This is a genomic window from Parabacteroides sp. FAFU027 (genome assembly GCF_022808675.1).
Lineage (GTDB): Bacteria > Bacteroidota > Bacteroidia > Bacteroidales > UBA7332 > CAXXIC01.
In genome coordinates, this window is sequence record NZ_JAKZKV010000001.1 from 579,123 (window position 1) to 602,420 (window position 23,298).

The 23,298-nt window shown below is 44.5% G+C and carries 22 protein-coding genes; 14 read left to right on the forward strand and 8 right to left on the reverse strand.

The features are described from left to right. Window positions 1-40 precede the first annotated feature (40 nt). From MLE17_RS02575 to MLE17_RS02605, 7 genes are all read left to right on the forward strand, one after another. Window positions 41-898 carry a murein hydrolase activator EnvC family protein gene (locus MLE17_RS02575; protein ID WP_243346690.1) on the forward strand — a complete coding sequence of 286 codons (858 nt, stop codon included), beginning with the start codon at window positions 41-43 and terminating at the stop codon, window positions 896-898. Between the two features lie 4 nt (window positions 899-902). After that, window positions 903-2,054 carry a 1-deoxy-D-xylulose-5-phosphate reductoisomerase gene (locus MLE17_RS02580; protein ID WP_243346691.1) on the forward strand — a complete coding sequence of 384 codons (1,152 nt, stop codon included), beginning with the start codon at window positions 903-905 and terminating at the stop codon, window positions 2,052-2,054. 34 nt (window positions 2,055-2,088) lie between these two features. Beyond that, window positions 2,089-3,411, forward strand: a complete 1,323-nt coding sequence (rseP, locus tag MLE17_RS02585) for an RIP metalloprotease RseP (RefSeq protein ID WP_243346703.1) — start codon at window positions 2,089-2,091, stop codon at window positions 3,409-3,411. 217 nt (window positions 3,412-3,628) lie between these two features. Continuing rightward, the gene (locus MLE17_RS02590) at window positions 3,629-3,784 is read left to right on the forward strand and encodes a hypothetical protein (RefSeq protein ID WP_243346710.1); all 156 of its coding nucleotides are present in this window, start codon (window positions 3,629-3,631) and stop codon (window positions 3,782-3,784) included. A 313-nt stretch (window positions 3,785-4,097) separates the two neighbouring features. Further along, a complete protein-coding gene (locus MLE17_RS02595; RefSeq protein ID WP_243346717.1) occupies window positions 4,098-4,688 on the forward strand; it encodes an RNA polymerase sigma factor in 591 nt (196 codons plus the stop codon). Between the two features lie 64 nt (window positions 4,689-4,752). Further along, the gene (locus MLE17_RS02600) at window positions 4,753-5,121 is read left to right on the forward strand and encodes a hypothetical protein (RefSeq protein WP_243346720.1); all 369 of its coding nucleotides are present in this window, start codon (window positions 4,753-4,755) and stop codon (window positions 5,119-5,121) included. Between the two features lie 117 nt (window positions 5,122-5,238). Continuing rightward, entirely contained in the window at window positions 5,239-6,375 is a 1,137-nt protein-coding gene (locus MLE17_RS02605) for a hypothetical protein (protein ID WP_243346728.1), read from the forward strand. A gap of 446 nt (window positions 6,376-6,821) precedes the next feature. Here MLE17_RS02605 and MLE17_RS02610 read toward each other — a convergent pair whose 3' ends face one another. The 7 genes from MLE17_RS02610 to hemA all read right to left on the reverse strand — a co-directional run bounded on the left by MLE17_RS02610 (window position 6,822) and on the right by hemA (window position 14,853). Then, window positions 6,822-8,192 (reverse strand): sensor histidine kinase, encoded by a 1,371-nt coding sequence (locus MLE17_RS02610; RefSeq protein ID WP_243346730.1) that lies wholly within the window; start codon window positions 8,190-8,192, stop codon window positions 6,822-6,824. Further along, window positions 8,192-8,872 (reverse strand): response regulator transcription factor, encoded by a 681-nt coding sequence (locus MLE17_RS02615; protein WP_243346742.1) that lies wholly within the window; start codon window positions 8,870-8,872, stop codon window positions 8,192-8,194. Before MLE17_RS02615 ends, MLE17_RS02610 begins: the two co-directional genes overlap by 1 nt. 90 nt (window positions 8,873-8,962) lie before the next feature. After that, window positions 8,963-9,994 carry a uroporphyrinogen decarboxylase gene (gene hemE / locus MLE17_RS02620; protein ID WP_243346744.1) on the reverse strand — a complete coding sequence of 344 codons (1,032 nt, stop codon included), beginning with the start codon at window positions 9,992-9,994 and terminating at the stop codon, window positions 8,963-8,965. An 85-nt stretch (window positions 9,995-10,079) separates the two neighbouring features. Further along, complete coding sequence (hemL, locus tag MLE17_RS02625) at window positions 10,080-11,372, reverse strand: glutamate-1-semialdehyde 2,1-aminomutase (RefSeq protein WP_243346746.1); 1,293 nt, start codon at window positions 11,370-11,372, stop codon at window positions 10,080-10,082. 173 nt (window positions 11,373-11,545) lie between these two features. Further along, on the reverse strand, window positions 11,546-12,514 hold the full coding sequence (gene hemB / locus MLE17_RS02630; RefSeq protein WP_243346749.1) for a porphobilinogen synthase: 969 nt from the start codon (window positions 12,512-12,514) through the stop codon (window positions 11,546-11,548). A gap of 83 nt (window positions 12,515-12,597) precedes the next feature. Next, window positions 12,598-13,521 carry a hydroxymethylbilane synthase gene (gene hemC, locus MLE17_RS02635; protein ID WP_243346752.1) on the reverse strand — a complete coding sequence of 308 codons (924 nt, stop codon included), beginning with the start codon at window positions 13,519-13,521 and terminating at the stop codon, window positions 12,598-12,600. A 78-nt stretch (window positions 13,522-13,599) separates the two neighbouring features. Beyond that, a complete protein-coding gene (hemA, locus tag MLE17_RS02640) occupies window positions 13,600-14,853 on the reverse strand; it encodes a glutamyl-tRNA reductase (RefSeq protein WP_243346754.1) in 1,254 nt (417 codons plus the stop codon). 409 nt (window positions 14,854-15,262) lie between these two features. On the opposite strand from hemA, the gene MLE17_RS02645 reads away from it, so the two are divergent. Both MLE17_RS02645 and MLE17_RS02650 read left to right on the forward strand, forming a co-directional pair. After that, on the forward strand, window positions 15,263-15,445 hold the full coding sequence (locus MLE17_RS02645) for a hypothetical protein (protein WP_243346761.1): 183 nt from the start codon (window positions 15,263-15,265) through the stop codon (window positions 15,443-15,445). 294 nt (window positions 15,446-15,739) lie between these two features. Continuing rightward, window positions 15,740-16,387 carry a hypothetical protein gene (locus MLE17_RS02650; RefSeq protein ID WP_243346763.1) on the forward strand — a complete coding sequence of 216 codons (648 nt, stop codon included), beginning with the start codon at window positions 15,740-15,742 and terminating at the stop codon, window positions 16,385-16,387. A 68-nt stretch (window positions 16,388-16,455) separates the two neighbouring features. Here MLE17_RS02650 and MLE17_RS02655 read toward each other — a convergent pair whose 3' ends face one another. Further along, a complete protein-coding gene (locus MLE17_RS02655) occupies window positions 16,456-17,688 on the reverse strand; it encodes an isocitrate dehydrogenase (NADP(+)) (protein WP_243346765.1) in 1,233 nt (410 codons plus the stop codon). A gap of 301 nt (window positions 17,689-17,989) precedes the next feature. On the opposite strand from MLE17_RS02655, the gene rsfS reads away from it, so the two are divergent. The 5 genes from rsfS (at window position 17,990) to MLE17_RS02680 (ending at window position 23,270) form a co-directional block, all read left to right on the forward strand. Beyond that, complete coding sequence (gene rsfS / locus MLE17_RS02660) at window positions 17,990-18,349, forward strand: ribosome silencing factor (RefSeq protein WP_243347092.1); 360 nt, start codon at window positions 17,990-17,992, stop codon at window positions 18,347-18,349. Between the two features lie 20 nt (window positions 18,350-18,369). Beyond that, window positions 18,370-20,358 carry an ATP-dependent zinc metalloprotease FtsH gene (ftsH, locus tag MLE17_RS02665; protein ID WP_243346773.1) on the forward strand — a complete coding sequence of 663 codons (1,989 nt, stop codon included), beginning with the start codon at window positions 18,370-18,372 and terminating at the stop codon, window positions 20,356-20,358. 107 nt (window positions 20,359-20,465) lie between these two features. Then, the gene (locus MLE17_RS02670) at window positions 20,466-21,281 is read left to right on the forward strand and encodes a phosphatidate cytidylyltransferase (RefSeq protein ID WP_243346783.1); all 816 of its coding nucleotides are present in this window, start codon (window positions 20,466-20,468) and stop codon (window positions 21,279-21,281) included. Between the two features lie 238 nt (window positions 21,282-21,519). Beyond that, on the forward strand, window positions 21,520-22,365 hold the full coding sequence (gene kduI / locus MLE17_RS02675; RefSeq protein WP_243346785.1) for a 5-dehydro-4-deoxy-D-glucuronate isomerase: 846 nt from the start codon (window positions 21,520-21,522) through the stop codon (window positions 22,363-22,365). A 110-nt stretch (window positions 22,366-22,475) separates the two neighbouring features. Beyond that, window positions 22,476-23,270 (forward strand): gluconate 5-dehydrogenase, encoded by a 795-nt coding sequence (locus tag MLE17_RS02680; RefSeq protein WP_243346786.1) that lies wholly within the window; start codon window positions 22,476-22,478, stop codon window positions 23,268-23,270. Window positions 23,271-23,298 lie beyond the last annotated feature (28 nt).

Genomic DNA, 23,298 nt, shown 5'->3' on the forward strand with positions numbered 1-23,298 from the left:
GACGTATTATTTATTAAATTTGTCGTTCATAAATCCACGTATGGCAAAGAAAAAAAGAGGTAAAACTTTTTGGCAGCATATCCGTTTCCAGTACAAGCTTTCGATACTGAATGAAAAGACACTTGAAGAGGTGTGGGCGTACAAATTATCGTTGCTTTCAGCTTTTTGGGCCGGACTTGCTCTTTTCATCTTTGCCGTTTTAATTGTTTCCACCCTGATCGTTTACACCCCCATTAAAAACTTCCTTCCCGGATACCTGGATGTGAAAGCACGAAACGACATTCAAAACAATGCCCTGAGGCTGGATTCGCTGGAAGAACAAATCAGTAATCAGGATAAATATCTGGCCAATCTGAAAGGGGTACTCAGAGGAGATATCAAACTCGACTCTATATCTGTGATCGACTCCCTGATCAGCGTTAGTCCGGAAAATGTGAAAGCGTCAAAAGCTGAACTCGCATACCGGGCACAATACGAAGAGGATGAAAAATACAACCTGTCCATTCAGCCGAAATCTTCAAACGGAGAGAAAAGCATCGTATTTACCCGTCCTGTAAAAGGGGTAATTTCGCAAAACTTTAATCCGTCAATCAAGCAATTCGGCATTGCTGTCGCTGCCAATGCTAACAGCCCGGTAATGTCTGTCCTCGAAGGAAATGTCATTCAAACCGGATATCTGCCTAACGGAACCGAATTCATCCAGGTGCAACACACTGACGGTTATATTTCCATATATAAAAATTGCAGCCGGATATTGAAATCGCCGGGAGATAATGTTCATGCAGGGGAAGCGTTGGGCACAACAGCGACTTCATCGGATAAGAAAAGCATTCCGGTAATCATTGAAATCTGGTATAAAGGCAAACCTGTTAATCCATCCCAATATATTGTATTTTAAACCAATGAAGAAGAAACAACTGGCCATTCTGGGCTCAACCGGTTCGATCGGAACCCAAGCTCTGGAGGTCGTAGCAGAAAATTCTGAACTTTACGAAATATACGCTTTAACGGCCAATAATAACGTCGACCTGCTGATTGAGCAGGCTCGTCAATTCCAACCCGAAGCGGTAATCATTGCCAATACTGAAAAATACGGCGAACTCAAAGAAGCTCTTAAGGATCTCCAGATTAAAATTTACGCCGGGAATGAGGCCATTGCCCAAATTGTAGAATCAGAACCGATTGATATGGTGCTGACTGCAATGGTCGGTTTCTCGGGATTACAGCCCACCATCCAGGCCATCCGTGCCGGAAAGGCAATTGCATTGGCAAATAAAGAGACACTGGTGGTTGCCGGTGAGTTAATCAACGAGTTGGCGCTGAAACACCGCACCCCTATCCTACCGGTCGATTCAGAACACTCGGCCATTTTCCAGTGTCTGGTGGGAGAAGCGGACAATAAAGTAGAGAAAATTATCCTTACCGCATCCGGTGGTCCGTTCCGCACAACACCGATTGAACAACTGGCACACGTAACGAAACACCAGGCATTGAAACATCCAAACTGGGATATGGGCGCTAAGATCACTATCGACTCAGCTACAATGATGAACAAAGGCTTTGAGGTCATCGAAGCGAAATGGTTATTTGACCTGAAACCGGAAGAGATCGAGGTGGTAGTGCATCCGCAATCCATCATCCATTCCATGGTGCAATTTGAAGACGGAGGAATCAAAGCTCAAATGGGTATGCCTGACATGAAACTTCCGATCAGCTACGCCTTCTCTTTTCCGAAAAGATTAGCTAGTAAATCTCCTCGCGTGGACTGGAAAACCTGCACAGAGTTTACTTTCGAGCAACCAGACCTGAAGAAGTTCCGCAACCTGGCATTTGCCTACGAAGCGATGGCTACCGGTGGAAATATGCCCTGCATCCTGAATGCAGCCAATGAAATCGTCGTGGCAGCTTTCCTTCAGGATAAAATCGGCTTCCTGCAAATGTCCGACATCATCGAAAAGACCATGCAGAAAGCGTCATTTATCCAACATCCGGGATATGAAGATTACATCGCGACTGACAGCGAGGCCCGTGCAATTGCCCAGTCGTTACTATAAATACAATTCAAAAACAAACAGAAAACAATAAACAATGGAGTCATTTTTGATCAAAGCTTTACAGCTTATATGCAGCCTTTCGATACTGGTGATCGTACACGAATTCGGGCACTTTATCTTTGCCCGGATCTTCAAAGTCCGTGTCGAAAAGTTCTATCTCTTTTTCAATCCCTGGTTCAGTCTCTTCAAATTCAAACCTAAAAACAGTGAAACCGAATACGGAGTGGGCTGGCTTCCGTTGGGTGGTTATGTAAAAATTGCAGGGATGATCGACGAGTCGATGGACAAAGAACAGATGGCGTTGCCCGCCCAGCCTTTCGAGTTCCGTTCCAAACCTGCCGGGCAGCGATTGATGATCATGGTGGCCGGTGTGGTGATGAACTTCCTGTTGGCGATTTTTCTTTATGCCATGATCTCATTTACCTGGGGCGACAAATACGTTCCGTTGAAAAATGCCAGACTGGGTATGGAGTTCAGCGAAACAGCACAACGCATCGGATTTCATGATGGGGATATCCTGCTGAGTACCGACAAAAAAGAGCTGGAGCGTTTTGACGCTGACATCCTGTCGGATATTTCAAAAGCGAAACAGGTAAACGTTTTGCGTAACGGACAGGTGGTTTCAGTGGCTATTCCGGCAGACTTTATGCAACAGTTGTTGCGCGACAAGAAAGGATTTGCACTGATGCGTATTCCGATGGTAGTAAAACGCATCATGTCTGGCAAACCTGCTGAAAAAGCCGGCATTCAGGAAAGAGACAGTATCACGTCCGTGAATGGAGTGAAAACAGTTACAGCATTTGCTGCAATGGATGCCCTCTACAAAAACCAGAACAAACCGATCAAACTGGGATTCTACCGCAACGGCAAAGAGCATCAGGTGATTATTACTCCAGACTCAAAAGGTAAAATCGGTATTGAGCTAATGGCTGAAACCGATATTTACTCACCGAAAATCAAAAGTTACGGTTTCTTCGAATCCATCCCGGCGGGCATCAACAAAGGTGTAGGTAAACTGACCGGATATGCCAGCAGCATGAAATATGTATTTACTAAAGAAGGAGCCAGCAGCCTCGGCGGATTTGGAACTCTGGGTAGCATCTTCCCTTCGCAGTGGAACTGGTTGGGCTTCTGGGAGATCACCGCATTCCTATCGGTTATTCTTGCCTTTATGAATATCCTGCCTATTCCAGCTCTGGACGGTGGTCATGTATTGTTCCTCTTGTACGAGGTAATTACCGGTAGAAAACCTAGCGACAAATTTCTTGAATACGCTCAAATCGCCGGTATGGTATTGTTGTTCAGCTTACTGATCTATGCAAATGGAAACGATCTCTTCCGCTTTTTTGCGAAATAATTAATCCGGAATAATTCATAAAAACGGGATGGGAATACAATTTTCTCATCCCGTTTTTAGTTTATAACCTGTCAGCCTATTTTGAATGGATATAACTTATGCCACTTTGTAAAACCGTTCAATTAACGCTGATTAACCTGAGCAACAGTAGGGTTACTGTTTTCTCTCTCGGTGTAAATATGTAGTCAAATAATTTTCTTCTAAACAAACTATATTTATGACAAAGGTTGTATTAGCATTTTCTGTTATCGCCATCAGCATGCTTAGCAGTTGTACAAAAAAACAAACCGAACCCGATGTTACAACTGGAGCAACAACTAAAAGCGCTGTCGTAACCGACTCGACAAGTAATAGCTCCAGTGTGAAGAACTAAATTGAATGACTATCCCTTAGGTATTAGTTTTTTAAGGATCCTACCCAGCCACGTGTCTCCGGACAGGTGGCTTTTTTTGTATATAAGGTTATCCAACATTTACTCCGTTCTTTGGTTTATAATCTGTATTTTAGGGCTCAAAACGATCGTCCATCAGTTTCTTATACAGAAAACGCATCATAGCATAAACATACAAATGGGATTGAGAAACAACCAACTCAATGTACAAAATAAGGCTTAGAATAAAAATTTCACAAATAAAAATCGACCAAACCTCTTTACGCTCGTATAATAAGTAAACAGCACTAAAAAGATGAAACAACAAGACCTGGAAATACTCATAAATAAGTGCCGGAAAAATGACCATAAGGCATTTCGTGTGATTGTTGAAAGCTATCAGGCAATGGTCTTTTCTCTTTCTTTCAGGCTCTTGTGTAATGAGGAAGAAGCTAAAGATACGGTACAGGAGACGTTTCTCAAAGTATGGATGAATATTGAGAAATACCGCACAGATACGAAATTCAGTACGTGGATCTACACAATAACCACAAACCTTTGTCTTGATAAGCTCAAATCTGCCAGATATACGACGACAGGAAGTACTCAACCGGAGATTGCGGAACGACTGATTTCACCTGAAAACATCGAACAACAGCTAATCAATTCCGATCTGGGAAAAATCATAGAAACACTTGCAGGTGAATTATCCCCCAAACAAAGGGTTGTATTTACACTTCATTATCTGGAAGAGATCGATATCGGCGAGATCGCAGTGATCACCGGAATGACGACCGATAAGATTAAGAGCAATCTTTTTCTGGCCCGAAAAACGATAAAAGAAAAACTCGAAAAATTAGAGACACGATATGAAACGAGCATGAATAAATGTTCATCAAGTCGATGATATGATATGCGATACCGATAGATATCGGTACCATACGTAGCCAAAACATAATAAATAATGACGTATGAAAAATACAGACGATAAACTAGACCTTTTGATCAGCAAACTTCAGGAGCAGACGCCTAAAGCTGACAATCCGATGGAACTGACCGATGATATTCTAAAACGGATCGAACAGAGACCGGTAAAACGACCACCTGTCCTGTTGTTTACAATCCGGATGATATCGACCATTGCTGCATCATTGCTGTTGTTGTTCTTTCTGAAAGAACAATCGATTGAGGCTGCTTACCCGCAAAACAAGCACCTATATGTTGTAATAGCGAAATCTCAAACAGAACTTTCACAGCAAGGCATGGTAAAAAGTTACCTCAATCACATCCGTAACAATTCGATTAAAAACGAGAGATTAAAATCATTGCTTAACCAATAAATAATATGAGGATATGAAACGAGCATGCACTAACATTCACCAAAGAGAATAACATTGTATGCGATACCGATAGCTATCGGTACCATACGTAGCTAAAACAAAAATAAATCATAACGTATGAAAGCACTACATTTCTTCCTGATCCTGATTCCGGCTATGATGTTGTTTTCCTGTAAAAACAACGCAAAAGAAATGCGTACCGTGATCAATCCTGACGGCTCATGCTACCGGGAATTCAAAGCAGCAGGTCAACGGGAATTTTTGTTGGGAGATTCATCCCAAAAAGCCAATCCATTCCCAGTCAAAATGGATTCTACCTGGAAAATATCATGGCAATACAAAGAGCAGCCCCGTTGTTATAAATTTCCGGTCACTATGGCTGAGCTTGACTCGATAACGGGTCCACTACCCAATCGACATTCAAGTGAAGTGGAACAATATTCCGTGTTTCTTAAGAGAGACTTTAAGTCTGTCGAAGATATGGCGACCAATTTCAAACTGGATCCCGAGCATAGCCTGAGTCATGTAAAAGTCCGGTACAATCTTGAGAAAAGCTTCCGCTGGTTTTACACTTATTATCATTATCGCGAGACCTATCCTAAACTCAACATTAAATTTGAAGCCCCGATCAGTGAATATATGAGTAAGGATGAGGCAAACTTCTGGTTTACCGGACAACCGGAGATCACCAAAGGGCTAAATGGAATGGAGATCCGCGAGTTAATGGGCAATCTGGAGGACAAATACAACCGTTGGTTGACTTACAACATCTGGAGCCTGGAGTATAAAGCGCTAATCAGATATTATGACCGGATTCCTAATCCACCGGTGTCCAAAGCGACGTTTATCACGCTCAGAGACTCCATCTATGAAAGTAAAGGTGCAAAATCATTGGATAATTTAGATGTAGAAGAGAGTCTGAACAAGTTCTTTAAAACCAATCAGTTTTCCATTTTATGGAAAGCGCCGGACGCACCGATGAAGAAAGCAGAAGATGAAATGATCGGAAAACGTTTTGCCTGGATGTTTGACACCTATTTCCTTTATAAACTGGAGATGCCGGGAACGGTCATTTTCACCAACAGCAATATCACCGAAGGTAAAACATTAGTCTGGCACCTTTCTTCCCCTCGTTTTTTGCTGAATGACTTTACCATTGAAGCCGAATCACGCAAAGCCAACATCTGGGCATTTCTGATCACCGGACTAATTGTGGTCGTGGCTGTTGGAAGCTTTGTCTTCAAACGTAGATAATAAGACTTCATCTACAAAAAACCTTGGAGGTTTAATCAATCAATCAGTTTATACCCCATAGCCTCTCCCCGGCTTTGTCTTTCATTTAATGTTCTCCCTGCCTCAATCAGACACTTTCACTTATTCTTTTGTAAAGACAAATAATGGAGAATTGCCGGAAACTCAGTTTCCAATGAGAACTAAGATCAGTTTGACCTGGAAACTCAGTTTCTAACGAGAACGGAGCTCAGATCTGCCCGGAAACTCAGTTTCTGATAAGAACCGAGGTCAGTTCTGCCTGGAAACTGAGTTTCTGACAAGAACTGACCTCGGTTGGGGCTGGAAACTGAGTTTCCGGGGGGTGGTGAGGGGGAGGTGGAAACTGAGTTTCCGGAGAGTAAGCAAAATCTTTCCCAAAGATTGGGACTTTGGAAATAGTTGAAAACCGACGAGTCCTTTACTTTGCCCTACACCTTAAACGTCAGCGTAAAACGATTTAACCCATCCTGCGGTACATCATAGGAAATCCGGGCATCATGATGATGCAGGATACGTTCCACAATGCGTAACCCAAGGCCGGTTCCGTCTGTTTTGCGAGCATTGCTGCCACGGGCAAAAGCCTTGTAGAGGTTCTGTTGTTCTGTTTCGGAAAGCGTTTTGCCATTATTCGTCACAATGACTTTAATATTTTCAGGTTCCTGCCTGAGCAGAATATTCACCTGTTTGTCGGCGGAGTAGAGGTAAGCATTTTTCAGCAGATTGGTAAATACAATCTTCAGCAGATTCATATCTCCCCGAATTTCAAAATCTGCATCTATCGTTTCGTCACTATCAATATCAAACTGAATGCGGTAATCCGGAAAAGTTTTCTGCGTCACTTGCATTGCCTCGAAAATCGCTTCGTCGATGCGACACGGTGGTAAAAAGCCGGAAGCCCTTTTCTTATCAATCCGTGACAACAGCAACAACGAGGAAATGATATCAGCCATCTGCGTCGCATCTTCCTGTATGCTATGAAGATATTTTACTGTATTGGGGCTGTGTTGTTCCTGCAAAAGGAGGTTATGCAACTGCATGAGGATACGTGCCACCGGCGTTCGCAGCTCGTGGGAGGCATTATCGGTAAATTCCTTCTGCTGTTTGTAAGCCACATCGATACGGTCCATCATCTGGTTAAAAGACTTGGCCAAAGCATTAACCTCATCGTTTTTTCCTGAATCTTCCAGACGCACGTCCATCTTCTTTCCTGAAATTTCAGCAATCCGGTCTTTGAATTTATCCAAAGTAGAAAAACTTCGCACACTAACGTAATAAGACAAGCCCATTACCGACAAAGTGCCAAAGATAAAAGCGCCCAAAAGGACATATCCGAGATAGGCCATCTGCCGGTGAGCGTATTTATCTTCTGCCGAAATCAGGACAAAGTAGTCCTTCTCACGGTTTCTTGAGTCGTGGAAATATCCATAGAAATCAATTTTATCCTGGTGACGGTAAAATGATTTATGTGACTTGAGGTATTCGATATCCTTCTGGCTCCAGTCAACAGGAGCATATCCCATGTTACTGTACACCAATACCCCCTCATGGTTAAATACCAGGAGTTTTTCGTTGTAGAGCTTGTCGATCGGGTTCTGGTCGAGAATGCGCATCATCTGCCGGGGAGGCAGCTTCGCATTGACCAGTAGTTTGACGGTAGAAAAGACTTTCTGTTCCAATCGCATCCGAAACTGGTCATTCCGGTAATCAGAAAAGAGTGAGAAAATGACAATCAGCACTATGCCCAGAATCGTTGAAAACAAGATGCTGAAATAGATCGCAAAGCGCTGCTTGAGATTCATTATTCTTCTGATTTAAGGTAATATCCAAATCCGGGACGGGTATGGATTAATTTAGGAGAAAAATCGCGGTCAATCTTCTTCCGGAGGAAATTGATATAGACTTCGATGGTATTGGTTCCGGTTTCAAAGTTAATATCCCAAACCGACTCGGAAATGGTCTGCTTGGAAACCGTACGCCCATTGGCTCCTGCCAAAAGGACTAATAGCTGATATTCCTTTGGAGAAAGGGAAATTTCATTACTATCACGGTAAACTTTCTTCTCTGAAAGATTGATTTCGAGATTTTCAATCTTAATTATTTCATCAGCATTCTGCGGCTGAAGTTGACGACGCATCAGCGACTGGATGCGGATAAACAGCTCATCAAAATGAAAGGGTTTCACCAGATAATCATCGGCTCCGCGGTTGAAAGCATCTACTTTATCCTCGATCTCGCCAAAGGCGGTAAGCATGATGATGGGGGTCACTTTATTGACCTGACGAACCTGAGCACAGACCTCCATCCCATTAATCCCCGGCACATTGATGTCGAGTATCAACAGATCGTATTCAGCCTGGCGAAACTGTTTCATAAACAAGTTGCCATCATACACGGCATCGCATTCCATTTTCTTTTCTTCCAAAAATACACGGACTTCAGAAGATAGCTTGAAATCGTCTTCGAGGAGTAATACTTTCATAGGTCTTTATTTTTAGGATTGAAGGTCCCGATAGCTAGGGAGAGGGATTGAGGGGATGAATCATTCCCAAATCTTCAAATCCTCTAATTTTCATCGTTGCCAATCCACTCGTTTTACCCAATCTGCCAGAAATTTAGCCTTTTCATAAGACAATCCGGGCATAAAACCGTGGCCAAGATTGAAGATAAAGTTAGTGTGTTTGCGACCAAATTCAAGAACAGGCTGTAACTGACGCTCCATTTCTACCTCTGAAGCATAAAGCAAACGGGGATCAACATTACCCTGCAAACCAATGGCAGGATGCACCAGCTTACGCGCAATTTCGAGCGGAGTCTGCCAGTCTACACTCAGAAAGTCGCAATCTTCGGGGGTAATTTCGGTAATCCCCACTCCGATTCCTTTCGGGAAAAAGATAAACGGAACACCTTTATCGCGGACTGCTTTGGCAATCTTGCGCACAGCAGGCATAAAGAGCTCCTGATACATCGTAAACGGAATCAACCCTGCATGTGTATCGAATAACTGGAATACCTCAACTCCGTGTTCTATTTGACCTAAAGCATAAGTGATAGAGAGCTCGGTCACCTGATCAATCAACGTTCGTGTCGCTTCCGGATTTTCATACAGAAACTTGATTGCATCGGGGAAATCGCCTTTGCGGCCAAGACCTTGCAACATAAATAACAGCACTGTCAATGGCGCTCCGCAAAACCCAATCAACGGTGTTTTTTCCGGACGAGTCTTGATGATCTCATCAATCACTGCATAAATATAGTTGAGCTTCGACGGATCTGGCTTCAGATCAGCCAGCGGATTTTCACGAAATGCCAACGGTTTTTCAAATACCGGGCCGTTATCCGTAAAGTCCAGTCCCATGCCAAGAGCATAAGGAATTACCAGGATATCGGAAAAAAGAATGGCAGCATCAACCCCCAAATCATTGACCGGAAGCAAGGTTACTTCGGCTGCAACTTCGGGCTTCTGCATCATCTGCCAGAAGGTATAGTTTTCTTTAATCTTAAGGTAGGAAGGCAATACACGGCCTGCCTGACGCATAAACCAGAATGGAGGACGTTCGGTTGCCTCTCCGCGAAGGGTCTTGAGTATAAGGGATTCCTGCATAAAATTTCTCGTTGAACGCTAAGTCGCAAAGACGTTACGTTTTTTTGTTCTTGGCGTCTTTGCGACTTTGCGTTTAAATTAATCTTTATAACTGCTTCATCGCATTCAAAGCAGCCTCAACGGTCTGGTCAATCATCTCATCGGTATGGGCGATTGAGACAAAACCGGCCTCGAATTGCGACGGTGCTAAATAAACACCTGCATCGAGTGAAAGTTTAAAGAAGCGTGCAAAACGTTTGGTGTCTGATTTCATCACATCATCAAAACTCTTCACGGATTGTTCTTCGGTAAAGAACAACGTAAACATGGAACCGACACGATTTACCACACCCGGAATGCCGGTTTCTGCCAGACATTTTTTCAAACCTTTTGCTAAACGGGCCGCTTTCATATCCATCACGTTGTAGAAGAACGGCGTTTGTTCAAGGATTCTCAGGGTCGCCAATCCGGCTGCCATAGCCAATGGGTTTCCGGATAATGTTCCGGCCTGATAAACCGGACCTTTAGGTGCCAGTTGATCCATAATTTCCTGCTTACCGCCATAAGCCCCAACAGGAAGACCTCCACCGATGATTTTTCCTAATGTAGTCAAATCCGGAGTGATGCTATACAATTCTTGAGCACCACCGGCAGCCAGACGGAATCCGGTCATTACCTCGTCGAAAATCAGCACAGTACCGTATTCTGTACAAAGGTCACGAACGCCTTGCAAGAAGTCTTTCAGAGGCTCAACAACACCCATATTCCCGGTCACAGGTTCCAGAATTACAGCCGCAATGTGTTCACCATGTTTCTCGAACAATTGCTTAACAGACTCCAGGTCATTATATTTTGCAATCAAAGTGCTTTGTGCAGTTCCGGTGGTAACGCCCGGAGAATTTGGGGTACCAAAAGTCAGTGCTCCCGAACCGGCTTTAATCAGGAAGCTGTCGTTGTGACCGTGGTAACAACCTTCAAACTTCAACACCAGTTCACGTCCGGTGAAACCGCGAGCCAGACGCAATGCGCTCATAGTCGCTTCGGTTCCTGAATTTACCATACGAACCGACTCGATAGAAGGCATCATACGCTTAATCATCATCGCCATTTCGGTTTCGAGCAATGTAGGTGCACCGTAGCTCACGCCTAATTCTGAAACTTCCTTTAAAGCATCAAGGACACTTTGGTGTGCATGACCCAAAATCATCGGGCCCCATGAACCGACATAGTCGATGTACTCGTTACCATCGATGTCATACACTTTTGCGCCTTTGGCTCTTGCGATAAAAAGGGGATCCCCATCTACGCTTTTAAACGAGCGTACGGGTGAGTTCACGCCTCCGGGAATGTGTTTTTGCGCCTCCCGAAAAGCGGCAATACTGTTTTTGTAGTCTCTCATTGTGTTGTTATATTTTAAGGAATAAAGGGAGGAACTGTAGTTATTGTAGTCAATGTAGTTATATGTAACTTTAGATTATAAAGGCAGGTGGAAATAAATCCGCCTTCTATTTACTACCTATTACTACTTTATCTTCTATTACTACTTTGTCTCCATTAATCCGCAGAAATCTCTTATAAATCACCCAACACATCCTGTGCGTGGTAAGTGATGATAATATCGGAACCTGCCCGTTTGATGGAAGTCAGGATTTCGTGAACAATGCGTTTTTCATCAATCCAGCCTTTCTCGGCAGCGGCTTTTACCATCGCAAATTCACCGCTGACATTGTAAGCAGCCACCGGCATATTGAAGTTTGTTTTAACCTTCTGAATAATATCGAGGTAGCTCAATGCCGGTTTTACCATCACGATGTCAGCTCCTTCTTCGATGTCAAGCGCCACTTCACGCAATGCTTCGTTTGAATTGGCCGGATCCATCTGGTAAGTGCGACGGTCCCCAAACTGAGGCGTACTCTCGGCAGCTTCACGGAAAGGACCGTAGAAAGCAGAGGCGTATTTAGCCGAATAGGCCATGATCGGTGTCATTTGAAATCCGTTGGCATCCAATGCCTGTCGGATAGCCCCGACCCGACCGTCCATCATATCGCTTGGGGCAACCATGTCAATCCCTTCCTCAGCCAGTGATACACTTTGTTTGGCCAATGTTACCAGAGTAAGATCATTGTCCACATCTCCGTTGACAATGGTTCCGCAATGGCCGTGTGTGGTATATTCGCAGTTGCAGACGTCAGCAATCAGATACAAACCCGGCACCTCCTTTTTTAATGCGCGGGCAGCTTTCTGGACAATGCCGTTATGTTCACAGGCTACCAATCCATGCTCATCTTTGTGCTCGGGAATTCCGAAAAGCAGCACCGACTTTAAACCCTTATCGTAAAGTGCTTTGGCATTTTCCACCAACAAATCCACGGACATCTGATAGTTGCCGGGCATGGAGCTGATGGGATTGCTGACCTTCGTGCCCGGGCAGACAAACAAAGGCATCACCAAATCGTCGCGAGTCAGTACAGTCTCGCGTACCAGGTCTCTTAATACGGGTGATTTGCGCAAACGACGCAAACGGGTAACTGGAAATGACATATTGAAAATCTTTATTTGTTAAAATTCGGGGAATGAGGGAGTGAGGGATTGAGGGAATGATTTTCCATTCTCAAATCTTCAAATTATCTCATTCTCACATCTGCTAGTAATTTCTCTGCCCCTTTTTCTTTGAGCAATTCAGCTAATTGAATGCCCAACTTTTCAGGCTCTGCAATATCACCGGTAAGCGTTTCGCGAATCATCTCTTTGCCATCAACCGAGGCTACAAATCCGCTCAGCTTTAACTGTTCGTTTTCCAACCGGGAATAACAGCCCAGCGGCACCTGACAGCCTCCTTCGAGAGTTCGCAGGAAAGCACGCTCAGCAGCTACAACCTGCCAGGTTTCGGCATGGTTGATTTTGGATAAAATGGTTTCCACGCGCGGATCATCCTGACGCATCTCAATCGCGATAGCGCCCTGACTCACCGCTGGCATGATCACTTCAGGATCGATAACTTCGGTAATGTAACGATCCAAACCCAGGCGTTGCAATCCGGCTGCGGCCATAATCATAGCATCGCAGTAACCTTCTTCCATCCGTTTCAGGCGGGTATTGACATTTCCACGGATATCTTTCAACGTAACATCGGGATGCACCTGCAATAAACCTGCCTGACGGCGCAGGCTTGAAGTGGCAATCACGTCACCGGCTTTCATCTCGGAAAGCTTGCGTCCATCGCGACTTACAAAAGCATCACGAAATTCTGCACGCTCCAATACCGCCCCAAGTTTCAATCCTTCGGGCAAGGTGGTGGGTAAGTCCTTGAGACTGTGCACGGCGATATCGACCGAACCATCGAGAAGAGCATTCTCAATCTCTTTGGTAAAAAGGCCTTTATCCCCGATCTTGGACAAAGCCACATCCAGAATCTTATCACCTTTCGTGTGGATGATTTCAATCTCCACGGTCAGTTCGGGAAAAGCTTCTTGCAATTCGCTTTTTACTTTCTCCGCCTGATAAAGGGCAAGCTGGCTGCCACGGGTTCCTATTCTTACTTTATTCATCAATTATTAGGGAATGAAGGGATGAGGGATTGAGGGAATGATTTTCTCATTTCCAAATCCTCACATCTTCAAATTATCTTATTCCTTCTTAAACAGCTCCGAAACAAACTGCAACGAATCCAGAGTCTTACCATTATCGGTCATGTCCTTCAGATTCTTCACCAGCAGATTCATGTAACGTTGTGTGAGCTGCTGATCGTATTCGACGATGGCATCGTAAACCTCGTTGGAGTGTTTTTTCTTTGCCTCGGCCAGTTCGAGCTGGCTGAACTTCTGAAATTTCGAGGAAATCGCCTTGATCACCGGACGCAGGGAACGGCTGGCCATCCACTCATTGAAGTCGGCCACTACCTCTTCGATGATCTCCATCGCCGAATCCACACATTCCAGCTTCCTTTCAGCGCTTTCACGAACCACCTCTTCGAGGTCATCCACGCCGAAAAGCTGCACCCCAGCCAGGTCACCAATGTTTTCATCAATATTCCGCGGGACGGAGAGGTCGATAAAAACCTGCGTGCCACATTCCTCGCATTGCTGTGCCTGTTCCACCATTTCGGAAGTAATCAGCAACGATTGGGCGCCAGTGGCCACCACCACGATATCGTATTTATGCAAATGCTGGTTGAATTCGTCGAAATGAAGTACGTCACCATTGTGTTCGTCGGCCAATGCCTGAGCCCGTTCAAGGGTGCGGTTGGCCACGGTGATCTGCGTAACGCCTTTCTGCACGATGTTTTGCAGGGCCAGGCTTCCGGTCTCTCCTGCCCCGACCAGCAAAACCGACTTATCGGTTAAATCACCGAAAAGCTGAGCACAAAGCTCCACTGCCGCACTACTTACTGAGGTTGTCCCCAGCTTGATGCCGGTTTCGGTGCGCACCCGTTTACCTGCCTCAAAAGACTTTTGAAAAAGGCGCATCAACACGGCATCGGTCAATGCCGCTTTGGTGCAAAAAAGATAAGACTCTTTCACCTGTCCGATGATCTGGTCTTCGCCGAGAATCATCGAATCGAGCCCCGAAGCCACTTTGTACAAGTGGCGCACGGCATCGCATCCCCACAGGTGATAAAACTGATGCCAGCAGTTCAGGTCAATATTCTTAAACCGGAGCATCGCGTTGAAGACCAATTCAAAAGCGCTCTGGCGGTCATATTTATCTTGTGAAAAATAGAGTTCGGTGCGGTTGCAGGTCGAAAGAAGCACGATATCGGAAATCTCCGTCTCCTGTTGCAAGAACTCTGAAAACGGGACAATCTCTTCGTTGGGAAAAGCGAACTTCTCCCTCACTTCGAGCGGTGCGGTTTTATAACTAATGCCTAACAGACCTATCATCTTTACTGTAATTATTACTGTTGTTGGGTTAAACTCAGGAAATACATTCCTGCAATAACAGACAAACAACAGCTTTGTTTATTACGGGACACAAAGATAAGTCATAAATCCCACTCTGCCGAGCCTCCCGAACGATGAAATTCCATATTTAAACGGGTTATTTGCCCCGAAATAATGACTTTTCACAGATGTAAACGGTAGTTATGGATATAACGGGACATGGTAACAGTATAACGATCCAAGATCAGAATATAACGATAAAAGGTACGGCTGTAACGACGCAGAATATGATATAACGGCCCTAAGGAAGCAATATCGCTACGCAGAATGCGATATAACGATACAAGGTTCGCCTGTAACGGTGCAGAATGGGATATAACGGTTGAAGGTTCGCCTGTAACTATGCAGAATGCGATATAACGATGAAAGTTCTGCCTGTAACGACGCAGAATGGAGTATAACCGTTGAAGATTGGTCTGTAACGATACGGGGGATTCATGCCCGAATGCGGGAGACGGTTGCCGGAATACAGGATGCGTTTGCCGTATCACGGGAACCTCTTGCCGGAGTAAGGGAACCTCTTGCCGGATAACGGGAAAGGGTTGCCGGACTAAGGGATTCTTTTGCCCGAACACGGGAGACGCTTGCCGGAATGAGGGATGCTGTTGCCGGAGTAAGGGAAATGGTTGCCGGAATGAGGGAAACGGCTAACTGAGCAATATTTCTGTTAATTACAACTATAACCGGCTATATCATTGACAGTTTTCTTGAAATGATTACTTTTAGAGCGGAAAAAGTTTTTTTTTGAGTGAATGATGTTGATATATTTAATGGAAAAGAAATCCTATACACCCAACGGCTATTACAAAAAAAAAACACATAAAAAATGAAACATAAGATTTGCCTCTTTGCGATAGTTATTTTAAGTGCTTGTACCGTAAAAACCACGCACAAAACAGTCAATAAGATTAAGTTTAGTAACAAAGTAATCTCTGACTCACTATTAGCTAAAATACCGTCAATCAAATATTCAAGATTTGAGTTGAATTCAAACTCAAATCAGAAAATCGAACAACGCTATATCAAACTAACCCAAAATCAAATTGACTTTTTCTTTACATTTAAAGAGCAAAAGAAACTCAATGATTTTATGGAGTTTAAAACATATTTCCTCGGAAAGAAACAACTAAGCAAAGATAAACAGGCCATCTTTCTGATTTGCGATGCTGACTATATGGGCATCTACCTGTATTGTGCGATAATAAATCAAACCGGAAAATTAATCGGAAAATTCAATCCCGCATATCTGGAAGTCGATGCCGATTATTCGATAAATGGGAAAGGTGAATTTGTTAATGATTCGACCTACCGATTTACTGAAGTAGATTTTCAATACATTGACGACAATCACAAAAAAGCGACACAAGATTCGTTGATTAGAATTTTCCACATCACACCAAAGCAAATTCAGATAATGAAGGAAACAAAATTCCCTACCGATACAATTAGAGAAGAGGAAAATCTCATAAACTAAAATATTCAAACAAAAAAGTGAGACCGCAAATCGCAATCTCACTTTTTTCATTTATCAGAAAGGCTTAATTACAAGCCCATTTTCTTTTTCAAACCGGCATCGATAGCATCGAGAAACTCTTCGGTGTAGAGGTAATGCTCACCGTGGTTCACCTTGTTACCGTGAATACAAACGGCAAGGTCTTTGGTCATTTTACCGCTTTCCACCACTTCGATACAGACCTGTTCGAGTGCGTTACTGAAGTCAATCAACTCCTGGTTGCCGTCCAGTTTGCCACGGAAAGCCAGACCGCGGGTCCAGGCAAAGATAGAGGCAATCGGGTTGGTAGAGGTCGGTTTACCTTTCTGGTGCTCGCGGTAGTGACGGGTCACAGTTCCGTGGGCAGCTTCCGCCTCCATCGTCTTGCCGTCAGGAGTCACCAGTACCGAAGTCATCAAACCTAACGACCCGAAGCCCTGAGCCACAGTGTCGCTCTGCACGTCTCCGTCGTAGTTTTTACAAGCCCACACGAAGTTTCCGTTCCATTTCAATGCGCTGGCCACCATGTCGTCAATCAGGCGGTGCTCGTAGGTAATACCCGCTGCGTCAAACTGAGCTTTGAACTCGTTTTGGTAAACATCTTCGAAGATATCTTTGAAGCGACCGTCGTATTTCTTCAGGATGGTATTTTTGGTAGAAAGGTAAAGCGGCCATTTTTTGCTCAACGCCATATTGAAACAGCTGCGTGCAAAACCGTAGATACTTTCGTCGGTATTGTACATGGTCATGGCCACGCCGTCGCCTTTGTAATTATACACCTCGAATACCTGAGGCTCGCCACCATCTTCCGGCGTAAAGGTCATGGTCAGTTTACCTTTGCCCTTGATCACGGTATCGGTGGCACGGTACTGATCGCCAAAGGCATGACGACCCACGATAATCGGAGCAGTCCAGTTAGTCACCAGGCGGGGAACGTTTTTGATTACGATCGGCTCACGGAATACGGTTCCGTCCAGAATGTTACGGATAGTACCGTTAGGTGATTTCCACATCTGTTTGAGGTGAAATTCTTTTACGCGGGCCTCATCGGGAGTGATGGTTGCGCACTTGATACCCACGCCATATTGTTTGATTGCGTTGGAAGCTTCGATGGTAATCTGGTCATTTGTATTGTCACGTGACTCAATGCCCAGGTCGTAATATTTGATATCTACATCAAGATAAGGAAGGATCAGCTTGTCTTTGATAAACTTCCAGATGATGCGGGTCATTTCGTCCCCATCAAGCTCCACAACGGGATTGGCTACTTTGATTTTACTCATAAGTGATATATTTGAATTGTTATTTACGATACGATACAGCGCGCAAAGTTAAAAAAATCGACACGAATCGCTTATTCAAACAGAATATAAATTAGAACTGTTCACGATAAATGCTCCGGTCGTTGATCTAACAAAGCCTGTCCGGTTCATCCATTTGACTTAAAACCATCAATTTGTTTATTAATTAATGTTTTATCAGACGCTATAGCCGGTCTATTTTTCCCCGAATCTCAAAAATATAGAACTTTTCAAACTATATTTGCGAATGAATTGTTCGTTAAAGCGTAATTTAAAAGACAAGATGGATAATACACAGGATTTGCTGGAGAAAGTTATCGAAGGAATTCAGGATAAAAAAGGAAACAGAATAACCGTTGTTGACTTACAAGAGATTGACGATGCGATATGCCGTTACATGGTCGTGTGCCAGGGAGGTTCTACCACCCAGGTGGGTGCGATTGCCAATAACGTGGTAGATCATGTGCGGACTCACAACGGCGATAAGCCGATTGCCCAGGATGGAAGAAAAAACATGGAATGGGTGGCTATTGACTTCGGTTCGGTGATGACACACATTTTCCTCCCCGAAACCCGTGAATATTACAAGCTGGAACAACTCTGGGAAGACGCCAAACTTACACAGATTGAAGATATCTATTAAAAAACACAAGACCAAATATTATGGAGCAACCACAAAATCCGAATAACAAAAAGCCCAATTTTAAAATCAACCTCTACTGGATTTATACCGTCATCGCTTTTATTCTGATCGGAGGCTATTACTATAGCAACATGCAGAATACCACCGATGTGAGCTGGTCAAAATTCCAGAAATACGCCAAAGATGGTTCAATCAAGAATATTGTCGTCTATCAGGGACAAAATATGCTGGAGGCGACCGTACAGGATTCGGCGATTCAGAAAGTAACCGGCAAAACTAAACAGGAGGTTGGCAGCAACCCTAAAATCACGGTTCAAATCCCCTCTTCCGATAAAATCAGCGACCTTGTATCCCAATGGGAAAAGGAGAATGGCGTTAGCGTTCCCCTTAAATACGAAAAAGGGAATGATTTCTTCAGCCAGTTTTTGTGGACATTCGGTCCGCTCATCCTGCTGGCATTCGTCTGGATCTATTTTATGCGTCGTATGTCGGGACAAGGCGGTGCCGGCGGTGGCGTATTCAACGTTGGCAAAGCCAAAGCGCAAATCTTCGATAAATCAGCACAAAATAAGGTTACGTTTAAAGACGTTGCCGGACTTTCCGAAGCCAAACAGGAGGTAGAAGAGATTGTGGAATTCCTCCGCAACCCGTCTAAATTCACCGAGCTGGGTGGTAAAATCCCGAAAGGCGCCCTGCTGATTGGCCCTCCGGGAACCGGTAAAACCCTTCTGGCTAAAGCTGTAGCAGGAGAAGCGGATGTACCTTTCTTCTCGTTGTCAGGTTCTGATTTCGTGGAAATGTTTGTCGGTGTGGGAGCTTCCCGCGTACGTGACCTTTTCCGTCAGGCAAAAGAAAAAGCACCGTGTATCATCTTCATCGATGAGATTGACGCTGTGGGTCGTGCCCGCGGCAAAAACCCGAGCATGGGCGGTAATGATGAGCGCGAAAGCACCCTCAACCAGCTGCTTACTGAAATGGACGGTTTTGGCACCAACAGCGGTATCATCGTGATGGCTGCTACCAACCGCGTCGATATCCTGGATAAAGCCTTACTCCGCGCAGGTCGTTTCGACCGTCAAATCAACGTGGATTTGCCTGACCTGAATGACCGTAAAGAAATTTTCGGGGTTCACCTTCGCCCGATTAAGATTGACGAATCTGTAAATATCGAATTCCTTTCACGCCAGACTCCGGGCTTCTCCGGGGCTGATATCGCCAACGTTTGTAACGAAGCGGCTTTGATCGCAGCCCGTAACGGTAAAACATACGTGCAAAAACAAGATTTCATGGATGCCGTGGACCGTATCATAGGTGGATTGGAAAAGAAAACAAAAATCACCACCCGCGAAGAACGTGAAGCCATTTCCATTCACGAATCGGGTCACGCTACCCTGAGCTGGTTCCTCGAACATGCCAGCCCGCTGGTTAAGGTGACCATCGTTCCCCGTGGACGTGCATTGGGTGCTGCCTGGTATTTACCGGAAGAACGCCAAATCACAACCAAAGAGCAGATGCTGGACGAAATGTGCGCAACATTGGGCGGACGTGCTGCTGAAGAAATCTTCCTCGGTCGCATTTCAACCGGCGCAATCAATGACCTGGAGCGCGTAAACAAACAGGCTTATGCCATGATTGCTTACTACGGCATGAGCGATAAGCTTTCAAACATCTGCTACTACGACTCAACCGGTCAGGAATACGGATTCACGAAGCCTTACAGCGAATCAACCGCCCTGCTGATTGACCAGGAAGTAAACAAGATGATAAACGAGCAGTACGACCGTGCTAAAGAGATGCTACTTGCTCATAAGGACGGACACCGCGCCCTGACAGACAAACTGCTCGAAACCGAAGTAATCTACAAAGAAGACCTTGAAAAAATATTCGGAGAAAGATTATGGAAATCCCGCAGTGAAGAGGTTCTGGCAAATGTAGAGCCTAAAGCAGACGAGCCGAAGGATGAAAGCAGCGAAAACGACGAAATCAATCAGGACGTTCAACCTCTTTAATTCATTTTCGCACCAATATAGCACAACGGAGAGGGCACATCGGCTTCTCCGTTTTTTGTGCCCGAAACTTTTTATATCTTTGCCGCATTAAATTCAAAGACACACTAATGCCTGAACTTTTAAAACGCTCTATCACCGGATTCATACTCGTAGGAGTAATGATTTCTGCGATTCTGTTCCATCCGGTTTCCGCCCTTTCCGTATTTATCCTGATAACTTTTGCCGGCCTTTATGAATTTTACGGTCTTATGAACCGCCTCGAATTTGTAAAAAGCCAGAAGCTGATACATGCTGTTGCAGGAGCCTATTTACTTATGATCTCTTATTTGGGTGCAACCGGAGAATTCCACAAATGGCTGCTTCTCCCCTATTTTATCTACTTCATCTATCTCTACATTGCCGAATTGTACAAAGAAAAGGGAGCTTCAATACAGAATAACGCTTTAGCTCTTTTCGGACATCTTTATATTGCTGTTCCATTTGCCATCCTGATGTGGTTTGGCTATGTCCACAGCGATGAATATAATCCAATCTTACCTTTAGCCCTGTTTGCGTCTATCTGGATAAATGATTCAGGCGCCTATCTGGTTGGAGTTAAATTCGGGAAACACCGTCTGTTTGAACGCATTTCCCCGAAAAAATCATGGGAAGGATTTGCCGGCGGACTCTTCTTCGCCCTGATGGGTTCATTGGTATTTGCTCACTTCAGCGATGTCCTGAATGTATGGCAATGGCTCGGTTTTGCCTTTACCGTATCAATCAGCGCCACTTACGGAGACTTGTTTGAGTCCATGCTGAAACGATCGCTCAACATCAAGGATTCAGGAAATATCCTGCCGGGGCACGGGGGCATCCTCGACCGCTTCGACGCACCGCTATTGGCAATTCCTGCTGCGGCGGCGTATCTGCTTCTATTTGCATAAAACACTAACCGTTAAATATTTAAGGGCATTCGTTTTCGAATGTCCTTTTTTATTTCCTGAAAGCCATGAAAGCCTCTTCCCCATCAAAATCCTGTGTAAAATATTAAAATACACACATTTTCCCTGTCTGATTTTTCCTGCTATCTAAAAAATTACTACTTTTGCGCAATCGGTTGCGCAAATTCCAAAACCGAGCCATTTTTCCTATTCCTACATACAAATACAAAATAAAGTTTTTATGAAAACAAACTATGAAATTCGCTATGCATCTCACCCGCAAGATGCTAAAAATTACGACACTGCCCGTCTTCGTAAAGAGCATTTGATTGAAAATCTTTTTACGGCAAATGAAGTAAACATGGTTTACAGCCTTTACGACCGTATGGTGGTAGGTGGCGCTCTTCCTGCCGGCGAAGTATTGCCTATCGAAGCAATCGACCCGTTGAAAGCTCCTCACTTCCTACACCGTCGTGAATTGGGTATCTTCAACGTTGGTGGCGGTAAAGGTATCGTAAAAGTGGGTGATGTAACATACGAACTCAACTATAAAGAAGCGCTTTACCTGGGTGCTGGCGACAGAGAAGTTACTTTTGCAAGTGCTGATGCTTCAAACCCTGCCAAACTTTACTTTAACTCCTGCCCTGCTCACAAAACTTGTCCTGATAAAAAAGTGACTAAAGCTGATGCGTTGGTAATGGAACTGGGTTCTTTGGAAACTGCTAACCACCGTAACATCAACAAAATGTTGGTTCGGGAAGTAGTCGAGACATGCCAGCTTCAAATGGGTATGACCGAACTGAAACCGGGCAGCATCTGGAACACCATGCCGGCACACACTCACAGCCGTCGTATGGAGGCTTACTTCTATTTCGAAGTACCGGAAGGACAGGCAGTTTGCCACTTCATGGGCGAACCTACTGAAACCCGTCACATCTGGATGACCGGCGACCAGGCTGTATTGTCTCCTGAATGGTCTATCCACTCTGCTGCTGCTACCTACAACTACACCTTCATCTGGGGTATGGGTGGCGAAAACCTCGACTACGGAGACCAGGATTTCTACAAACATACTGAATTGAGATAAATACGTCTGAATCATATATTCCGGACTGCAAATACTTTCATCAGGGTAGGTCCGGAATTATTTTGATTCATGTATTCGATATTTCTACTCATCACATAAAAAAATCATCAATGGTAAACTTTTCATTAGAAGGAAAAATTGCTCTGGTAACCGGAGCATCTTACGGAATCGGTTACGCAATTGCCTCTGGTCTGGCAAAAGCAGGCGCTACTATCGTATTTAACGATATCAATCAGGATGCTGTAAACAAAGGTCTGGCCGCATACGAGGCTGACGGTATCAAAGCTAAAGGTTATGTTGCTGACGTAACCAACGAAGAGCAAATTCAGGCAATGGTTGCTCAAATCGAGAAAGAAGTTGGCACTATCGACATTTTGGTAAACAATGCGGGTATCATCAAACGTATGCCAATGCACGAAATGTCAGCTGCCGAATTCCGTCAGGTAATTGATATCGACCTGAATGGTCCGTTCATCTGCTCAAAAGCGGTATTGCCAGCTATGATGAAGAAAAAATCAGGTAAAATCATCAACATCTGCTCTATGATGAGTGAACTTGGCCGCGAAACTGTATCTGCTTATGCAGCTGCTAAAGGTGGTCTGAAAATGTTGACTAAAAACATCGCTTCTGAGTACGGTGAATACAACATCCAGTGTAACGGTATTGGCCCGGGCTACATCGCAACTCCTCAGACCGCTCCATTGCGCGAGCTTCAGGCTGATGGTTCACGTCACCCATTCGACCAGTTCATCATTGCTAAAACCCCTGCTGCTCGTTGGGGAAATCCAGCAGACTTGGTTGGTCCTGCGGTATTCCTTGCATCAAGCGCTTCTGACTTCGTAAACGGACACGTTCTTTACGTTGACGGTGGTATCCTGGCATACATCGGTAAACAGCCGAAATAATTTACCAAATAAATAGACGACAGGCTAC

Bases quoted from the DNA above. Each gene is read 5' to 3' on its own strand.
- MLE17_RS02575 (WP_243346690.1), top strand. From the start codon at position 41: ATGGCAAAGAAAAAAAGAGGTAAAACTTTTTGGCAGCATATCCGTTTC.
- MLE17_RS02580 (WP_243346691.1), top strand. From the start codon at position 903: ATGAAGAAGAAACAACTGGCCATTCTGGGCTCAACCGGTTCGATCGGA.
- rseP (WP_243346703.1), top strand. From the start codon at position 2,089: ATGGAGTCATTTTTGATCAAAGCTTTACAGCTTATATGCAGCCTTTCG.
- MLE17_RS02590 (WP_243346710.1), top strand. From the start codon at position 3,629: ATGACAAAGGTTGTATTAGCATTTTCTGTTATCGCCATCAGCATGCTT.
- MLE17_RS02595 (WP_243346717.1), top strand. From the start codon at position 4,098: ATGAAACAACAAGACCTGGAAATACTCATAAATAAGTGCCGGAAAAAT.
- MLE17_RS02600 (WP_243346720.1), top strand. From the start codon at position 4,753: ATGAAAAATACAGACGATAAACTAGACCTTTTGATCAGCAAACTTCAG.
- MLE17_RS02605 (WP_243346728.1), top strand. From the start codon at position 5,239: ATGAAAGCACTACATTTCTTCCTGATCCTGATTCCGGCTATGATGTTG.
- MLE17_RS02610 (WP_243346730.1), bottom strand. From the start codon at position 8,192: ATGAATCTCAAGCAGCGCTTTGCGATCTATTTCAGCATCTTGTTTTCA.
- MLE17_RS02615 (WP_243346742.1), bottom strand. From the start codon at position 8,872: ATGAAAGTATTACTCCTCGAAGACGATTTCAAGCTATCTTCTGAAGTC.
- hemE (WP_243346744.1), bottom strand. From the start codon at position 9,994: ATGCAGGAATCCCTTATACTCAAGACCCTTCGCGGAGAGGCAACCGAA.
- hemL (WP_243346746.1), bottom strand. From the start codon at position 11,372: ATGAGAGACTACAAAAACAGTATTGCCGCTTTTCGGGAGGCGCAAAAA.
- hemB (WP_243346749.1), bottom strand. From the start codon at position 12,514: ATGTCATTTCCAGTTACCCGTTTGCGTCGTTTGCGCAAATCACCCGTA.
- hemC (WP_243346752.1), bottom strand. From the start codon at position 13,521: ATGAATAAAGTAAGAATAGGAACCCGTGGCAGCCAGCTTGCCCTTTAT.
- hemA (WP_243346754.1), bottom strand. From the start codon at position 14,853: ATGATAGGTCTGTTAGGCATTAGTTATAAAACCGCACCGCTCGAAGTG.
- MLE17_RS02645 (WP_243346761.1), top strand. From the start codon at position 15,263: ATGCGATATAACGATGAAAGTTCTGCCTGTAACGACGCAGAATGGAGT.
- MLE17_RS02650 (WP_243346763.1), top strand. From the start codon at position 15,740: ATGAAACATAAGATTTGCCTCTTTGCGATAGTTATTTTAAGTGCTTGT.
- MLE17_RS02655 (WP_243346765.1), bottom strand. From the start codon at position 17,688: ATGAGTAAAATCAAAGTAGCCAATCCCGTTGTGGAGCTTGATGGGGAC.
- rsfS (WP_243347092.1), top strand. From the start codon at position 17,990: ATGGATAATACACAGGATTTGCTGGAGAAAGTTATCGAAGGAATTCAG.
- ftsH (WP_243346773.1), top strand. From the start codon at position 18,370: ATGGAGCAACCACAAAATCCGAATAACAAAAAGCCCAATTTTAAAATC.
- MLE17_RS02670 (WP_243346783.1), top strand. From the start codon at position 20,466: ATGCCTGAACTTTTAAAACGCTCTATCACCGGATTCATACTCGTAGGA.
- kduI (WP_243346785.1), top strand. From the start codon at position 21,520: ATGAAAACAAACTATGAAATTCGCTATGCATCTCACCCGCAAGATGCT.
- MLE17_RS02680 (WP_243346786.1), top strand. From the start codon at position 22,476: ATGGTAAACTTTTCATTAGAAGGAAAAATTGCTCTGGTAACCGGAGCA.